General features: G+C 71.7%; 15 protein-coding genes. 6 read left to right on the top strand and 9 right to left on the bottom strand.

The genetic code is table 11. The features are described from left to right. Positions 1–26: 26 nt before the first annotated feature. The 5 genes from AB3X07_RS15520 to AB3X07_RS15540 form a co-directional block, all read right to left on the bottom strand. Positions 27–1,430: a virulence factor family protein gene (locus AB3X07_RS15520; protein WP_369944785.1), complete on the bottom strand. Its 1,404-nt coding sequence runs from the start codon at positions 1,428–1,430 to the stop codon at positions 27–29. A gap of 116 nt (positions 1,431–1,546) precedes the next feature. Next, positions 1,547–1,735 (bottom strand): oxidoreductase-like domain-containing protein, encoded by a 189-nt coding sequence (locus tag AB3X07_RS15525; RefSeq protein WP_369939488.1) that lies wholly within the window; start codon positions 1,733–1,735, stop codon positions 1,547–1,549. Positions 1,736–1,804: 69 nt separating this feature from the next. Further along, a complete protein-coding gene (locus tag AB3X07_RS15530; protein ID WP_369939489.1) occupies positions 1,805–2,407 on the bottom strand; it encodes a hypothetical protein in 603 nt (200 codons plus the stop codon). Beyond that, positions 2,404–3,048, bottom strand: coding sequence for a 2'-5' RNA ligase family protein (locus AB3X07_RS15535; protein ID WP_369939490.1), 645 nt, complete (start codon positions 3,046–3,048; stop codon positions 2,404–2,406). Before AB3X07_RS15535 ends, AB3X07_RS15530 begins: the two co-directional genes overlap by 4 nt. 223 nt (positions 3,049–3,271) lie before the next feature. Continuing rightward, a complete protein-coding gene (locus AB3X07_RS15540) occupies positions 3,272–3,727 on the bottom strand; it encodes a PA2169 family four-helix-bundle protein (protein WP_369939491.1) in 456 nt (151 codons plus the stop codon). Positions 3,728–4,173: 446 nt separating this feature from the next. Between AB3X07_RS15540 and AB3X07_RS15545 the strand changes: the two genes are divergently transcribed. After that, the gene (locus AB3X07_RS15545; RefSeq protein WP_369939492.1) at positions 4,174–5,274 is read left to right on the top strand and encodes a tetratricopeptide repeat protein; all 1,101 of its coding nucleotides are present in this window, start codon (positions 4,174–4,176) and stop codon (positions 5,272–5,274) included. Positions 5,275–5,361: 87 nt separating this feature from the next. Here AB3X07_RS15545 and AB3X07_RS15550 read toward each other — a convergent pair whose 3' ends face one another. Continuing rightward, positions 5,362–6,570, bottom strand: a complete 1,209-nt coding sequence (locus AB3X07_RS15550) for an MFS transporter (RefSeq protein ID WP_369939493.1) — start codon at positions 6,568–6,570, stop codon at positions 5,362–5,364. A gap of 329 nt (positions 6,571–6,899) precedes the next feature. Here AB3X07_RS15550 and AB3X07_RS15555 point away from each other — a divergent pair, with 329 nt between their 5' ends. Further along, entirely contained in the window at positions 6,900–7,988 is a 1,089-nt protein-coding gene (locus tag AB3X07_RS15555) for an alkene reductase (protein ID WP_369939494.1), read from the top strand. Between the two features lie 53 nt (positions 7,989–8,041). On the opposite strand, the gene AB3X07_RS15560 is transcribed toward AB3X07_RS15555, so the two are convergent. Then, on the bottom strand, positions 8,042–9,157 hold the full coding sequence (locus AB3X07_RS15560) for an alpha/beta hydrolase family protein (RefSeq protein WP_369939495.1): 1,116 nt from the start codon (positions 9,155–9,157) through the stop codon (positions 8,042–8,044). Beyond that, positions 9,121–10,527 (bottom strand): hypothetical protein, encoded by a 1,407-nt coding sequence (locus tag AB3X07_RS15565; protein ID WP_369939496.1) that lies wholly within the window; start codon positions 10,525–10,527, stop codon positions 9,121–9,123. The genes AB3X07_RS15560 and AB3X07_RS15565 overlap by 37 nt, the downstream gene beginning before the upstream one ends. 216 nt (positions 10,528–10,743) lie before the next feature. Here AB3X07_RS15565 and AB3X07_RS15570 point away from each other — a divergent pair, with 216 nt between their 5' ends. Next, the gene (locus AB3X07_RS15570; protein ID WP_369939497.1) at positions 10,744–11,937 is read left to right on the top strand and encodes a serine hydrolase domain-containing protein; all 1,194 of its coding nucleotides are present in this window, start codon (positions 10,744–10,746) and stop codon (positions 11,935–11,937) included. 55 nt (positions 11,938–11,992) lie between these two features. Here AB3X07_RS15570 and AB3X07_RS15575 read toward each other — a convergent pair whose 3' ends face one another. Then, positions 11,993–12,331 carry a zinc ribbon domain-containing protein YjdM gene (locus tag AB3X07_RS15575; RefSeq protein ID WP_369939498.1) on the bottom strand — a complete coding sequence of 113 codons (339 nt, stop codon included), beginning with the start codon at positions 12,329–12,331 and terminating at the stop codon, positions 11,993–11,995. A gap of 102 nt (positions 12,332–12,433) precedes the next feature. On the opposite strand from AB3X07_RS15575, the gene AB3X07_RS15580 reads away from it, so the two are divergent. From AB3X07_RS15580 to AB3X07_RS15590, 3 genes are all read left to right on the top strand, one after another. After that, positions 12,434–13,390 (top strand): cation diffusion facilitator family transporter, encoded by a 957-nt coding sequence (locus AB3X07_RS15580; RefSeq protein ID WP_369939499.1) that lies wholly within the window; start codon positions 12,434–12,436, stop codon positions 13,388–13,390. 125 nt (positions 13,391–13,515) lie between these two features. Further along, on the top strand, positions 13,516–13,986 hold the full coding sequence (locus AB3X07_RS15585; RefSeq protein WP_369939500.1) for an FKBP-type peptidyl-prolyl cis-trans isomerase: 471 nt from the start codon (positions 13,516–13,518) through the stop codon (positions 13,984–13,986). A 181-nt stretch (positions 13,987–14,167) separates the two neighbouring features. After that, positions 14,168–15,526: an Hsp70 family protein gene (locus tag AB3X07_RS15590; RefSeq protein ID WP_369939501.1), complete on the top strand. Its 1,359-nt coding sequence runs from the start codon at positions 14,168–14,170 to the stop codon at positions 15,524–15,526. Positions 15,527–15,730: the final 204 nt, after the last annotated feature.

The following is a 15,730-nucleotide window of genomic DNA, read 5'->3' on the forward strand; positions in this document are numbered from 1 at the left end:
CAATCCCGACTCCCCAATCCCGGCCTCTACTGAATGTGCTGCAGGATCTGCTTGGCCAGCGTCGCGTAGTCGCCTTCGAAGTGATGGTCGCCGGGCAGCTTGACCAGTTGCGCCCCACCCTTGGGCAGGTCCGGGCACAGCGCGTCGTCGTCGTCCTCGCCGTAGATGCACAGGGTCTGCGCGCTCGGCATCTTCGCCACTTCCGGTGCGATCGGCAGGCCGTCGTCGTCGGAGCTGATCCAGTTGGAGACGTGGAATTCGTAGTCGGCGGTCTTGCCCAGCGACAGCAGCGCGGTGGTCTGCACCTGCGCGCGCGTGGCCGCCGGCAACTGGTTGTACGCGGCCGGCAGCACGTCGGCGCCCTGCGAGAAGCCGATCAACACCACCCGGTCGCGCTGCCACAGGCGGCTGTAGTGGCGATAGATCCGGTCCAGGTCGGTGGCGAAGCCCTGCGGGGTGCGCTCGCTCCAGAAGTAGCGCAGCGAATCCACGCCGACCACCGGGATGCCGGCCTGGGCCAGCGCGCCGGCCACTTCCTGGTCGAGCCCGGCCCAGCCACCGTCGCCGGACACGAAGATCGCGAACACCGCGCCGTCGCCGGGCGCGGCGGCGCCGGCCGCGGCCGGCACTTCCACCACCGGCAGACCGGCCAGATCGGCCGGCGTCGGCGGCAGGCTGACCCCGGGTTGCGCGCCCAGCGAGCGCACTGCCGCGCGCAGCCCGGGCAGCGCATCGCCGCTGGCGCTGCGGCGGAACTGCCGCGCCTGCGGCACCTTCTGCACGAACGCGGCGCTCTGCTGGCTGCAGCGCGTGGCCGGCGTGGCCGGCGCCGCCACCAGCCACGGCAACGGCAACGCGGTGGGTTGCAGCGCGCGGGCCGGCGCGGTGATGCCGGCGCCGCAGATCTGGTCGTCCAGTACCTCCACCGGGCAGAACGCCTCGGTGACCATGCCGGCGAGCAGATGCTTGGGCGCCTGTGCCGCCATCGCATACGCCAGTGCCGCGCCATCGCCATCGCCGACCAGCAGCGGCAGATGGTAGGTGGGCACGTGGTAGTAGGCCTGCACGTAGCGCGAGAAATTCTCCACGTCGCCGGAGGAGAAGCCGCAGGTGCCGTCGATCTTGGCCAGCACCGCCTGCAGGTGCGCGCCGTCGATCACCGCCACCATCGCGCCGTCGCGGCGCAAGGCCTCGATCTGGCGCGCACGCTCGGCCTCGCCGTGCTTGCCGCCGGCGAACCACAGCACCACCCGTTGTGCATCGCCCTGCGGCAGCAGCACCGGCACCTGCTCGAAGCGGCCGTGGCTGAGCTTCTCCGGGGCGGCGGCGGGCGCCGCTGGCGCAGCGGGCGGCGTGGCGGCAGGCGCCGCCGAGGCGGTCGCCGCGAACAATCCGGCCAACGCACATCCCCACATCGATCCGCCACGCATTCGCATCATCCGGCAATCCTGAAAAGGCGTGTAAAGATAATCCCGAACGGCGGCAGCGCGAAGCGCGGCGCGGCGGACGGTTCATGCCAGGTACGTGCGCGCGGTGGTGCCGGCACTCAACCGCCCGCCGGCGCGTCAGGATGGCGCAGCCGCCAGGCCGCCAGTGCCTGCCGATAGCGCGCCAGTTCCTCGGCGTACAGATCGTGGACGCACAGCGGGCAGCCGCTGTCGCAGCAGTCGCTCGGTGCCGGCGGCTCGGGCGGCTGCGGGCACGGGTCGGTGGGGTCGGTAGCGCGATCGGACATCATGCGGCGTGATGGGCGGCACGCCGGCGCGTGCGCGAAGACGCCAGTGTAGACCGCATCGCCGCGACCTCAGCCGATCGCCTGGCGCAGGTTGGCGCGGGCGGCCGCGTCGTAGCGCGCATGGAACCAGTCGCTGAGGAAGATGCGCGGCTGCGCCAGCACCGTGCGCAGGAACGCGCGGCGCTTGCGCCGGTACAGCCAGCGCGGCACCACCGCGCGGTACTCCTCGGCGATGGCGGCGTCGTAGGCGGCGAACGTGGCGGGATCGGCGCCGAGAATGGCCATGTCGCAATCCAGGAACAGCGCCGTCTCCGCATCCACCGCGCCGACGCTCAGTTGCCCGTGGCGCGCGGTCAGTGCGATCAGCGCGACCACGCGCGCCGTGTCCACGCCGGCATCGGGCAGCCACTGCGCGATCGCCGCCTGCGCCAGGCGCGCCGACTGCGTCTCGTTGTCGCCGCGCCCGGCCTGGTACACCGCGTCGTGGTACAGCACCGCCAGGTAGACCTCGCGCGGCTGCCGCCAGCCCACCGCATCGGCGACCTCGGCGTAGTGACCCAGCACCGCCTGCACATGGCCGAAGTGGTGGTAGGCGCGCGGCGGCGTGGCGTACGCGGCACGCAACTGCGCCCACTGCGCCTCGGGCAGTTCGAGCGGCGCCGATGCGCTCATCGCACCGCCTCGCCGTTGTCCGCGGCAAGCACAGGGTCCGCGCGCAACGGCCAGTCCGCTTCGTGCAGATAGTGTCCCTGCCCTTGCACGCTGCGGATCAGGCTCAGCCTGGTCGCCGTCCAGCGCAGTTCCGGAACCGCCTGCGGCGGCAACGCGCGCGGGTCGTAGGCCAGGGTGAGGTGCGGGACGTAGGCCGGATCGAGGCGCGTGGCCAGGCCTTGGCGGCCGAGTTGGCGCTGCAGCGCCTCGCGCAACTGGCGCAATCCAGTCGGTTCGGCGTCGCCCAGCAGGACCAGCGGCCGCGGACCGGCGCGGTTGCCGAAACTGACGATGCGATCGAAGCACAGCGCGAACGGCCCGGCCGCCAGCGCCTGCCCGGCGGCATGCGCCTGCTGCAGCAGCCGCGGCGGGATGCCCGCGTAGTCGCCCAGATAATGCACGGTGACGTGCAACCGTTCGGGTGGCAGCGCACGTGCGTGCAGGCCATGCGCCGCGCGCAGGCGCTCGCCGACGGCGAAGGCGTGCTGCGCCGTGGCCGGATCCGGCAACAGCGCGAAGAACAGCCGCTCGCGCGGTGCCGGCGCGGCGAAGCCCAGCGAGAACTGCGCGTCTGGAGAGGAAACGTCGTGGGCCATCGGCATGAGGCGGGCGAACCCGCGGCGGACCTGCAAGCGAACGGAGCGCCATGGTAGCAAGCGCGCCGCGCCGCATGCCGCGCAGATGGCGCCTGCCGTCGCCTCGACAAAAGGCCGACCGGACACATCCGGTCGGCCTTTGCCAGGCGGCACCAAGCCGAGCGCGCGCGATGCGCAGCGGCACGGTGCCGTCGAGGGTCCGGGCCGGCAGCGGCCCGGGCTGCGGCACTTACGCCGCGTTCTTCATCGCCAGCTTGCGATTGCGCATCACGTCGTGACACGCGCGCACTTCCGGCAGCAGGCGGGTGGCGGCATCGCGCGCGGCGACCGGGGTGTCGCTGTCGGCGATGGTCTCGTTGAACGCCTTCATCAGGCGATCCTCGGACTCCTCCAACTCGGCCACGTAGCCGTACTTGGTGTCGCCCAGCGCGGCGCGCACCTTGCCGTACATCTGCTGCATGCTGCCGACCATCGTGCCGTGCTCCTCCGGCTTGCCGCCGACCGACTGCACCACCGCGCTGAGGCTGCTGACGATGTCCGACTTGACCCCGGCGATGCGCAGGAACAGCGCCGACAGTTCCGCGTCGCCGACCTTCTGTGCGGCTTCCTCGTAGAACTGCTTGCCGTCGCGGGAAATGGCGATGAGATCGTTGAGGCTGTGGGTGGTCTTGCTCTGGATGCTCATGGTGGAACTCCTGTCTGGAAGGGCCGGCGAAGTCGCGCAACGGGCACGTCGGGTCGTGTGTTCCCTGGACTGCGTTCGGCCGCGGATGGAGAGTCTTGCCGCGTTGCGTCAGTGGCGACGATGCTGGCGACGGCGGCATAAAGCGCACGTGAGCCATCGCGGCATCGTCCTCACGCACCGTTGCCGGCGATGAACATGCGTTCATGGCGCTGGCGACAGCGTGGCGATCGTTTCGCCAGGGCGAAGCGCCGCCGCGCAGACCTGGGGCCGGAGGACTTATCCCCCTGTTTGCCCGTGCATCGTCCACAGCGGCTGTGGATGAATGCGCGCGGGATCTGGGCATCCGCGCCGGAGGGCGAGAGAGGCACACCGCTCCCACCCAAAACCGGCGGTGCAGGCCTATAGTGCCGGGAGGACCCGCCGCCCGGGCCGTCGCGAGGTGCGCCATGTTCGGTTGGACTGCAGTCGTCCTGCTCGCCGCGACAGCGATCGCACCGCCGCCGTCTTCGCCGCCGTCGCTGCCGCCGCCCCCACCTCCGCCGGAGCAACTGCTGCAGATTCCGCCAGAGCTGCACGCGCTGGTGCAACAGCGTGTGAATCTGCACGCCTCGCGCGAACAGCGCTTGGAGCAGTTGGTGCAACTGGCGTTCGATGCCGATGGCCTGAACCTGCAGTACGACACCAAGGCCACCCACAGCGTCGCCGAAAGCTACGCCACCCGCCGCGTCAACTGCCTGTCCTTCACCCTGTTGTTCGTGGCGCTGGCGCGCGACGCCGGGGTCGAGGCGCAGGTGCAGGAAGTGGGCCGCGTGCTGAGCTGGTACGAGGATGGCGATGCGCTGTACAACGCCGGCCACGTCAACGTCGGCGTGCGCATCGACGGACGCCAGGTCAGCATCGACCTGGACCGCAGCGTGCTGATGGAGCGGCGCGGACCACGGCTGATCTCCGACCGCCGCGCGCTCGCGCACTACTACAACAACCGCGGCGCCGAACTGATGGCCGACGGCGCGCTGCCGGCCGCGCAGCAGTACCTGGCTATGGCGCTGCAGATGGACCGCGGCTTCGTCGCGGCCTGGAACAACCTGGGCGTGCTGGCGTTGCGCGAGGGCGACACGCAGGGCGCCAAGGAGGACTACGCCAACGCGCTGGCGATCGAGCCCGGCCACGTCGCCACGCTCTCCAACGCCGCCGCCCTGTACCGGCGCCTGGGCGACCGCCGCCAGGAAGCCGCGATGCTGGACCGGCTGCAGCGCGCGCAGCTGACCGACCCGTTCCACCAGTATCTGCTCGGCAACGAGGCCGAGCGCCGTCAGGACTACCCTGCCGCGATCGGCTACTACCGGCATGCGCTGCGCCTGTACGACAGCGCGCATCTGCTGTACTTCGCGCTGGCCCGCGCCTACCTGCTCAACGGCGATCGGCGCCGCGCCAACTGGGCGCTGCAGCAGGCGCTGGCGCATGCCGACAGCAGCGCCCAGCCGCGCTACCAGGCCAAGCTCGACGCGTTGCGCAGGCTGTCGCACAACCCGCAGGCGCGGCGCTGAGGCGACGCGCAGGTATCGGCCGACGCCGCTGCGCCTGCACGGCGCAGCCGGCTGGTACCGCGCGCAGCGTCGGGAAGGCGCTGCGCGCTAGCCGGCGGCGGCCACGCGCTGCGTGCGGCGCGCATCCCGGCGCGCCCACAGGTACACCAGCAGCCCACCGAGCGCGGTCGCCGCGCCGACGTAGCCGGTCGCGGTCCAGCCCAGCCCGGCGCTGATCGCGATCCCGCCCATCCACGGCCCCAGCGCGTTGGCCAGGTTGAAGGCGGCGTGGTTGGAGGCCGCGGCCAGGGTCTGCGCGTCGCTGGCCACGTCCATCAGGCGGGTCTGCAGCACCGGTGCCAGCGCGCCCATGGTGCCGACCGCGACCACCGCCGGCAGCACCGCCCACGGCGATTGCGCGGCCAGCGGCCACGCCAGCAGCACCGCCATCGACCACAGCAGCACCAGCGGCACCGCGCGGAACTGCAAACGGTCGAACAGCCAGCCGCCGGCCAGATTGCCGACCAGGCCACCCAGGCCGAACGCGCCCATCGCGAACGGGATCCAGCGCTCGGAGACGCCGGTGACGTGGGTCAGGGTCGGCGCCAGATAGCTGAACACGCAGAACATGCCGGCGAAGCCGATCGAGCCGATGCCCAACGCCAGCCACACCTGCGGACGGTTGAACGCGCGCAGCTCGCGCAGCGGCCGCTGCCGCGGCTCGTGCGGATCGGCCGGCAGCAGCCGCAGCACCAGCACCACGGTCAGCACCGCGATCGCCGCGACCAGCGCATAGGCGTAGCGCCATTGCGCCACCTGCCCCAGCCAGGTCGCCAGCGGATTGCCGACCAGCACCGCCAGGTTCAGTCCGAGCAGCACCCGGCTCACCGCCGCGCCGCGCTGGTCGGCGGGACTGATCGAGGCGGCGACCAGCGTGGCCACGCCGAAATAGGCGCCATGCGGCAGCCCGGCGATGAAGCGCACCAGCAGCATGCTGTGATAATCCGGGGCCAGCGCGCTGGCCAGGTTGCCGGCCGCGTAGAACGCCATCAGCGCCAGCAGCAGCGTGCGCCGCGGCCAGCGCGCGCCGACGATCGCCAGCAACGGCGCGCCGACCACCACGCCCAGCGCGTAGGCGCTGATCAGGTGCCCGACCTGCGGCTCGTCGATCGCCAGGCCCTTGGCGATGTACGGCATCAGGCCCATCGTGGAGAACTCGCTGGTGCCGATCGCGAAACCGCCCATCGCCAGCGCGAACAGGATCAGCACATAGCCGCGGCGCGACAGCGGCGTCGGGGAAGTGGCGGGAGTGGACATGCCCGGGGCCTGTTCGAGGAGGGCCGCCCATTATTGTGCATCGCAGCAAATGCGCAAACCCTCGACGCTGCAACGGCGCGTTGCGCGAGCTTCGGCCGCGCGCGCGGGCATTGGCGGGCGCATCCATCGATCCACAGTGAGGCGCTTTCCGAGCGCCGCTGGACCACGCGGTCTCTCAGGCCATGCTGGGCCGGCGCGGCTCGCAGCGGCAACGCAGTGTCCCAGCAGTCGCACGCGCAATCGCCCAATGCCGTCCCAATCTGCTGGAAAGCGATGTCCTGCGCCGCCGGCGCTGCGTCGCCCCCCTTCCTTCATGAGACCCCTTGCCGATGACCGCTAACGCTTCCCCGCTGTTCACGCCGCTGCGCCTGGGCGCGATCGCACTGGCCAACCGCATCGTGATGGCGCCGCTGACCCGCAACCGCGCCGAAGGCGAAGGCCGCATCCCCTCGCCGCTGGCCGCCGAATACTACGGCCAGCGCGCCAGCGCCGGCCTGCTCATCGCCGAGGCGACCCAGATCAGCCCGATGGGCCAGGGCTACAAGGACACGCCGGGCATCTACAGCGACGCGCAGGTCGCCGCGTGGAAGACGGTCACCGACGAAGTGCACCGCCGCGGCGGCAAGATCGTGCTGCAGCTGTGGCACGTCGGCCGCATCTCCCACGTCAGCCTGCTGCCGGACGGCGCCGCGCCGGTCGCGCCGAGCGCGCTGCGCGCCGACGCCAAGACCTTCACCGCCGAGGGCTTCACCGATGTCTCCGCGCCGCGCGCGCTGCGCCTGGACGAAATCCCCGGGTTGGTCGAAGACTTCCGCCGCGCCGCCCGCAACGCCATCGCCGCCGGCTTCGATGGCGTGGAAGTGCATGCCGCCAACGGCTACCTGATCGACCAGTTCCTGCGCGACGGCAGCAACCACCGCGACGACGCCTACGGCGGCAGCATCGAGAACCGCACCCGCCTGCTGTTCGAGGTGGTGCAGGCGGTGGCCCAGGAGATCGGCGCCGACCGTACCGGCGTGCGCCTGTCGCCGGTGACCCCGGCCAACGATGCGCGCGACAGCGATCCGCAGCCGCTGTTCGAGCGGGCGGTGGAACGCCTGGATCCGCTGGGCCTGGCCTTCGTGCACGTGATCGAGGGCGCCACCGGCGGCCCGCGCGACAACATCGCCTTCGACTACGCCGCGCTACGCGCCAAGTTCCATGGCCCGTGGCTGGTCAACAACGGCTACGACAAGGCGCTGGCCGAGGACGCCGTGGCCTCCGGCCGCGCCGACGCGGTGGCGTTCGGCCGCCCGTTCATCGCCAACCCGGACCTGGTGGAACGGCTGCGCCGCGACGCCCCGTTGAACCAGGTGGACGCCGACACGCTGTATGGCGGCGGCGCCAAGGGCTACACCGACTACCCGACCCTGGACTGAGCCGGGGCGACGACGCGGCTGGCGGTCCGCGCCGCCGGCCGCGCGTCAGGGCGTCACGGCGGCGGCGCGTCGGCGGCCAGATGCGCCTGCAGGAAGCCGGCGACGCCGCTCCACAGCGCGGCGCGGTGCTCGACCTCGGCGAAGCCGTGGCCTTCGCCCTCGAAGCGCAGCCCCACCGGCGGATTGCCGCCCAGCTCCAGCATCCGCGCCATGCGCCGGGTGTGTTCGTAGTCCACGCGACGGTCCTCCACGCCGTGCGCCAGCATCACCGGCACCTTGATCGCGTCGTAGTGGTACAGCGGCGAGGTGGCGGTCATCTGCTCCTGTTGCGTGTTCGGATCGCCGAGCAGGCGTTCCAGTTCGGCGCGGGACTTGGCGCGGCTGCCCGAATCGCTGGCGGTATAGAACAGGATCCGGTCGGCGACGCCGGCGATCGACACCGCGCAGCGGAAGCGCTGCGGCCAGCGCACCGCCATCACCAGCGCCGAGTAGCCGCCGTAGCTGGCGCCGAGCACGCACATGCGCTGCGCATCCAGCGGATAGCGCGCCAACGCCTGCTCGATCGCCGCGTCGATGTCGTCCTCGATCAGGGTGCCGAAACTGCCGCGTCCGGCCTCGCGGAACGCGCGCCCGTAGCCGCCGGAACCGCGGAAGTTGACCCGCAGCACCGCATAGCCGAGCGAGGCCAGGAACTGCGTGTCCGGATCGAAGCCCAGCGAGTCGGCCACGCCGATCGGCCCGCCATGCGGGAACACCACCAGCGGCCGCCGTCCGCCGCCGGGCGGCAGGGTCAGGAACGCCTCCAACGGCAGCCCGTCGCGGCCCTTGAACGCGATCACTTCGCTGGGGGCGAAGCGCATGCCCTGCAGCCACGGCCGGTCCTCGCCGATCGACACCGCGGTGCGCTTGCGCAGATCCAGGTGGAACAGCTGCGGCGGGCGGTCGCTGGCATCGGCCCACAGGATCACCTGCTGCCCGTCCGCGCTGCTCGCCGTCACCTGCAGGTCGCGCCCGGGCAGCGCCGCGTTCAGCGCGCGGCCCCAACGCGCGTCCTCGCTGGCGAAGTAATGGCTGACCAGGCGCCCGCCCTCGTAGTAGGTGACGCCGATCGGCGTGCGCCGCGGCCCCTGGATCAGGTCGACCACGTCGACCCCGGGCCGGCTGAACAAGGTCGCACCACCTTGCGCGTGGCCATGTCGTAGGCGACCAGGTCGCGCTGGGCGCGGTCCTGGTCGGTCGCCGCGTAGAGCTCGTCGGCGCCGAAGGACAGGCCCAGCGGCTGGAAATCGCGCAGGTCGTTGAGCTTCATCACGTCGCGATAGGTCGCGCCGAGGCCGTCGCGGTACACCAGCACATAGTCGTCGTCGCGGCGTACCACCGCCAGGCGCAATCGCCCATCGCCGTCGGTCAGCCAACCGACATCGCGTTCCAGGCCGACGTTCAACCGGTCCTGGAAGCGCGGCCGCCAGCCGTCGATCGCCGCCTGGCTGGACACGTCCAGCAACTGCACCGCGATGGCGCCGTTGTGCGCGGTGTTCGCGTACAGCACCTGATTGGGCGCGCTCGGCAGCATGCCGACGATGTAGCCGCCGTTGGGCAATGTCAGCGGCGTCCAGCGGCGCTTGCCGTCGGCGCCGACCGCCACGCGCATGCCGCGCACCACGTCCGGGCCGTTCGGCACGCGCACGCTGAACAGCAGCGTGTCGTCGCCGGCCCACTGCAATTGCTTGATCGGCTCGACGCTGGTGGCCAGCAGGCGCTGTTCGTTGCCTGGCAGGTCCAGCAGTTCGATGCGCCATTCGTCCTTACGCTCGTGCAACTGCAACGCCAGCAGGTCGCCACGCGGGTTCAACTGCAGCGTGCGGATCAGGCTGTCGCGGAACAAGGTCGCCGGCGCGATCGGCAACGCGCCCGCCGCGGGCGGCGCAGGCATGGCCGGCCTGGCCGCCGGCGTGGCATCGGGATGCTGCGCCAGCGCCTTGCGGTAGAACGGCGGGAACGGATCCGGATAGTGCCCCGAATACGTCAGTTCGTAGCGCGACCACAGCGCCGGATGGGTCCGCTGCAGCCAGTCCAGCGCCGCCAGCGCGCGGTTGACCATGCTCATGTCGGCATGGAACATCGCGCTCGGGCGGAACAGCAGGTCGCCCGGATAGGTGATGCGCCCGGCCTGGATGCGGAAACGGAACTCGTCGCTGTCGCGCAGGTTGTAGCCCAGTTGCGGCACCAGTTGCACCTTGCGCCAGGCATAGTCCCCGACCGGGGCGATGTAGAGCCGGTAGCTGATGCCCGGCTTGAGCTTGGACATGGTGCCGGCACCGAAGGTCTTGCCGTCCTTGTTCAACTCCACGCCCTGCAGTGCGACGCTGGTGTCCACCGCGACCAGCACCAAGCCCTCGTCGGGCGCCAACTGCGGCGTCTGTCCGGGTTTGACTTCCTGCATCCGCGCCCACGCCGGCAGCGCCAGCAGGCACAGCAGCCACACCCACGCCAGCCGGCGTCCGGCGTGGCCGGCGGCCGCGACAACGTGCTTTTCCATTGCATCCCCTGTGCCCATCCCGGGCGGCGCCCCCCGGCGCCCAGCGCGCATCATAGCCGTGCGCCGACCGGTCACGGCAAGCGCCGGCAAGGTCGGCGCATGCGGCCCGCATGGTGGTTCGCACGCCGCATTGCCGAGGGCGGCGTCCCGGAGCATCCTCGTTGCGCCATCGCCCCGCATCGCCGCACCGCTCCCGCCAGCCGCGCCCACGCCCCCATGCCCGCTCCCCCATCCGCATCCGCCGCAACGACGCTTCCGCCGCAGCAGGCGGCGCCGCTGGATGCCGCGATCGACGCCGCGCTGCGCCAGCAACGGTTGGTCGGCGTGGTTGTGCTGGTCGCGCACCGCGGCCGCTGCGTCTATCGCCGCGCCGCCGGCTGGGCCGACCGCGAGGCGCAACGGCCGATGCGCGAGGACACGCCGTTCCGCCTGGCTTCGGTCAGCAAGCCGATCGTCGCGACCGCCGCGCTGGCGCTGGTCGCGCAGGGCCGCCTGCACCTGGATGCGCCGATCGCGCGTTGGCTGCCGTGGTTCCGCCCGGCACTGGCCGATGGACGCGTGCCTGACATCAGCCTGCGTCAGTTGCTCAGCCACAGCGCCGGGCTCGGCTATCGCTTCCTGGAACCGGCCGATGGCGCGCATGCGCGGGCCGGCGTGTCCGACGGCCTGGACCGCAGCGGCCTGAGCCTGGAGGACAACCTGCGCCGTCTCGCCCAGGTGCCGCTGCAGTACGCGCCGGGCAGCGGCTGGGGCTACTCGCTGTCGATCGACGTCGCCGGCGCGGTGCTGCAGGCCGCCAGCGGCCAGCCGCTGCCGCAGCTGGTGCACGAGCTGGTCACCGCCCCGCTGGGAATGCGCGCCACCGCCTTCCACGCCGAGGACGCCGCCGAGCTGGCGGTGCCCTACGTCAGCGACGTGCCGATGCCGCACCGCCTGGGCGAAGGCGACGTGGTCGCGCCGGAGCCCGGCGTCGCCGGCCTCGTGTTCCATCCCTCGCGCGCGCTGGACCGCGATGCGTTCGCCTCCGGCGGCGCCGGCATGGTCGGCAGCGCCGGCGACGTGCTGCGTCTGCTGGAGACGCTGCGCGGTGGCGGCGCGCCGCTGTTGCCGGCGGATCTGGTCGCCGAGATGGGACGCGCGCAGACCGGCGAGTTCGGTCCGCCTGACGGGCCGGGCTGGGGCTACGGCCTGGGCTTTGCGGTGCTGCGCGACCCCGCGCCGACCGCGACCCCGGAAGCGCCGGGCACCTGGCGCTGGGGCGGCGCCTACGGCCACAGCTGGTTCGTCGATCCGGCGCGGCAACTGAGCGTGGTGGCGCTGACCAACACGCTGTACGAAGGCATGTCCGGCGCGTTCGTGGTCGAGCTGCGCGACGCGGTCTACGCCAGCCTGCGCGGCATGGCGCAATGAACGGTGCGCGCGCCACGCGCCGCCCGGCTGCGGTGCGCCTGGCCCGCGCGCAGGCTCAGGCCTTGCGCAGGAAGCAGGTCTTCAGCACCAGGCCCTTGATCTTGTCAGAGTTGCCCTCGATGTGCTCGGCATCGTCCTCGACCAGGCGGATGCCGCGGATCACCGTGCCCTGCTTGAGCGGGATCGACGATCCCTTGACCTTCAGGTCCTTGATCACCACCACCGTGTCGCCCGCCTGCAGCACGTTGCCGTTGCTGTCGCGCACCACCGTCGCCGCCACCGCGGCGTCCGCCGCCTGCGGCCACTCGTAGCCGCAATCGGCGCAGATCCACATCCCTCCGTCGGCATAGGTGTTCTGCAGCGTGCATTGCGGACAGGCGAGTGCGGCGGACATGGCGTTCCTTGATACGGCGACGACGGGAGGGCGCCTATTGTAGCCGCCCGCTCCGCAGCGCCGCCGCGCCCCGGCGCGCGCCGTTCCCGCACAGGAATTCCCATGTCCGCCGCTTCCGGCTCCCGCCTTGCGATCTACGCCGCGCTCGCCGGCAACCTGGCCATCGCCATCGCCAAGTTCGTCGCCGCCGCGCTGTCCGGCAGTTCGGCGATGCTCAGCGAAGGCGTGCACTCGCTGGTGGATACGGTCAACGAACTGTTGCTGCTGTACGGCCTGCGCCGCGCCGCGCGGCCCGCCGACGCGCGCCATCCGTTCGGCTACGGGCGCGAGCTGTACTTCTGGAGTTTCATCGTCGCCCTGCTGGTGCTCGCGCTCGGCGCGGGCGTCTCGCTGTACCAGGGCATCGCCCATCTGCGCCATCCGCAACCGGCCACCAGCCATACGCTCAACTACGTGGTGCTGGGCCTGTCGATGCTGTTCGAAGGCGGCTCGTGGTGGGTATCGCTGCGCGAGTTCCGCGCGCGCAAGGGCGCCATGGGCTACGTGCAGGCGTTTCGCGAAAGCAAGGATCCGAGCCTGTTCACCGTGCTGCTGGAGGACAGCGCCGCGCTGATCGGTCTGGTCATCGCCCTGCTCGGCCTGCTCGCCGCGCAATGGCTGCAGATGCCGGAACTGGACGGCGTGGCGTCGATCGGCATCGCCGCGGTGCTGGCCTGCTCGGCCTTCCTGCTGGCGCGCGAGACCAAGGGCCTGCTGATCGGCGAGCCGGCGGCGCGCGCCTTGAGCGAGGCGCTGCGTCGCATCGCCGCCGCCGATCCGGACGTGCGCGCGGTCAACGGCGTGCTCAGCGTGCAGATGGGCGCGGAGCAGGTGGTCGCCGCGCTCAGCGCCGAATTCGAGGACCAGCGCAGCACCGCGCAGATCGAGGCCTGCATCGAGCGCATCGAACGCGCCGCGCGCGCGCAACATCCACAACTGCAAGCGCTGTTCGTCAAACCGCAGACGCCCGCCGCCTGGCAGGCGCGGCGCAACGCGCTGCACGCGCCGCGGCGAGCCTGAATGCGAGCGCGGCGCGGCGACTTGCGATCCGCCGCCGCTTTTCGTTAGGGTAGCCGGGTAGCACCTCCCATCGCGCTGTGACTGTGCCGGCGTATCCCCCCTTCCTTCCTTGCATGAGGTTTCCCATGGAGATCGCCAACGGTCTTGTCGCCACCATCCATTACACCCTAACCGACGATGCCGGCGAGGTCATCGACCAGTCCGCGCCGGACAACCCGCTGAGCTACCTGCACGGCGCCGGCAACATCGTGCCCGGCCTGGAAAACGCGCTGACCGGCAAGCGTCCGGGCGAGCGCGTGCAGGTCGACGTGATTCCCGCCGAAGGCTACGGCCCGCGCCACGAGCAGTTGCAGCAGCAGGTGCCGCGCAGTTCGTTCCCGGATGCCGATGGACTCGCCGCCGGCATGCAGTTCCAGGCGCAGACCGACCAGGGCCCGCTGCTGGTCACGGTGGTCGAGGTCGGCCCCGAGCTGGTGACCATCGACGGCAACCATCCGCTGGCCGGCCAGGTGCTGCATTTCGCGGTGGAAGTGGCCGGCGTGCGCGAGGCCACCGAGCAGGAGAAGAACCAGGGCCACGCCGGCGCGGCGCTGTAGCCGCCGCGGCAACGCTGGAGAACACGGGGCCCGCGCCATGCGGGCCTCGTGCGTTTCGGGCGAGGTGCGCTGCGACGACGCGCGCCGCCGCAGCGCCTCGCGCGTGCCTGGTTTGCGGCAGCTTGCGCCGCGCAGCCGCTTGCCGCACAGTGCGCGGCCCCCTGCCCGGCCCCGCAGCGCCATGAGACTCGGCATCGATTTCGGCACCAGCAACTCCGCCGCCGCCGCGGCGATCGACGGCCGCGTGGTGCCGATCGACTTCGGCGACCAGCAGCAGTTCCGCACCACGGTGTATTTCCCCGAGGTGATGCGCGACCCGTCCGATTTCGAACTGACGCCGGCGCTGGAACGGCAGGTCGAGGACCTGATCGACGCCGGGCGGCGCGATGCGGCCGCCGCCGGACGCGAGCGCAGCCGCGAAGACCTGCGCCGCGACGCGATCCGCGTGGTGCGCCGGCAATGGATGGAAGCGCAGATGCGCGAGCCGCGCAGTTCCGCGGCGCTGCTGCAGAACGCGGTCTACGGCGACGCGGCGCTGGACGCGTATTTCCTGGAAGGCGAAGGCAGCCTGGTGCAGAGCCCGAAGTCGATGCTCGGCTACAACCTGCATCCGCGCGCCAAACAGACCATCACCGGCATCGCCACGCACATCCTCGAGCACATCCGCCTGACCGCCTCGCAGCAGCTCGGCGTGCAGGTGCGCAGCGCCCTGCTCGGGCGGCCGGTGCAGTTCCGCAGTTCGATCGGCGAGGCAGGCAACGCGCAAGCGCTGGAGATCCTGCACAGCGCCGCGCTCGCCGCCGGCTTCGACGATGTCGCATTCCTGGAAGAGCCCGCCGCCGCGGCGATGCACTATCACGCCAGCAGCCGCAAGCGCCACGACGCGGTGGTGGTGGACATCGGCGGCGGCACCACCGACATCGCCCATGCCAGCGTCGGCGGCGACGGCGCGCCCGACGTGCACCGCGCCTGGGGCATCGCCCGTGGCGGTACCGACATCGACCTGGCGCTGAGCCTGGCCAGCTACATGCCGCTGTTCGGCCGCGGCAGCACGCGCGTCCCGGCGCATCACTACGTCGAGGCGGCGATGGTGCAGGACACCACCCGCCAGCGCGATTTCCGCCAGCACCGCTACGACGCGGTGCCGGCCCCGTACGACGCCCGCCTGCGGGCGTTGCAGGACACCGGCAACACCGCGCGCCTGTACCGCGCGGTGGAACGCAGCAAGATCGGCCTCAGCGACAACGCGCAGCACGCGGAGACGCTGGACTACATCGAGGCCGGGCTGCACGTGCGGATCCGCGCCGACGAGCTGACCCAGGCCGCGCGCAGCTACCTGGAGGCGCTCGGCGAACTGCTCGCACAGGTCCGCGGCGACATCGGCCGCGATCCGGCGGCGGTGTTCCTGACCGGCGGCATGTCGCGCGCCGGCTACCTCCGGCAGGTGGTCGCCGCCGCCTTCCCGCAGGCGCGCCTGGTGCACGGCGATCCCTCGTTCGGCGTGGTCCAGGGCCTGGCGCTGGCGGCCGCGCAACGCTGAGCCAGGGCCGTTCGCACGCGGCCCTGCGCATCGCGCGCCGCCGCGGGGGCCCAACGATCGGGTAGCGACGGCCACCGGGAACGCGGCCCCAGCGCCATCGCGATGCCTCCCTGGCGCACTGCGCGATCGCTAGCGCAGGATTCGTTCATGCGCAAGAGGCGCGATTGGCGTAACATCCCGGCTCACGCTTCAGCGTCACGTTCC

It is taken from the genome of Xanthomonas sp. DAR 35659 (assembly GCF_041242975.1).
GTDB lineage: Bacteria > Pseudomonadota > Gammaproteobacteria > Xanthomonadales > Xanthomonadaceae > Xanthomonas_A > Xanthomonas_A medicagonis.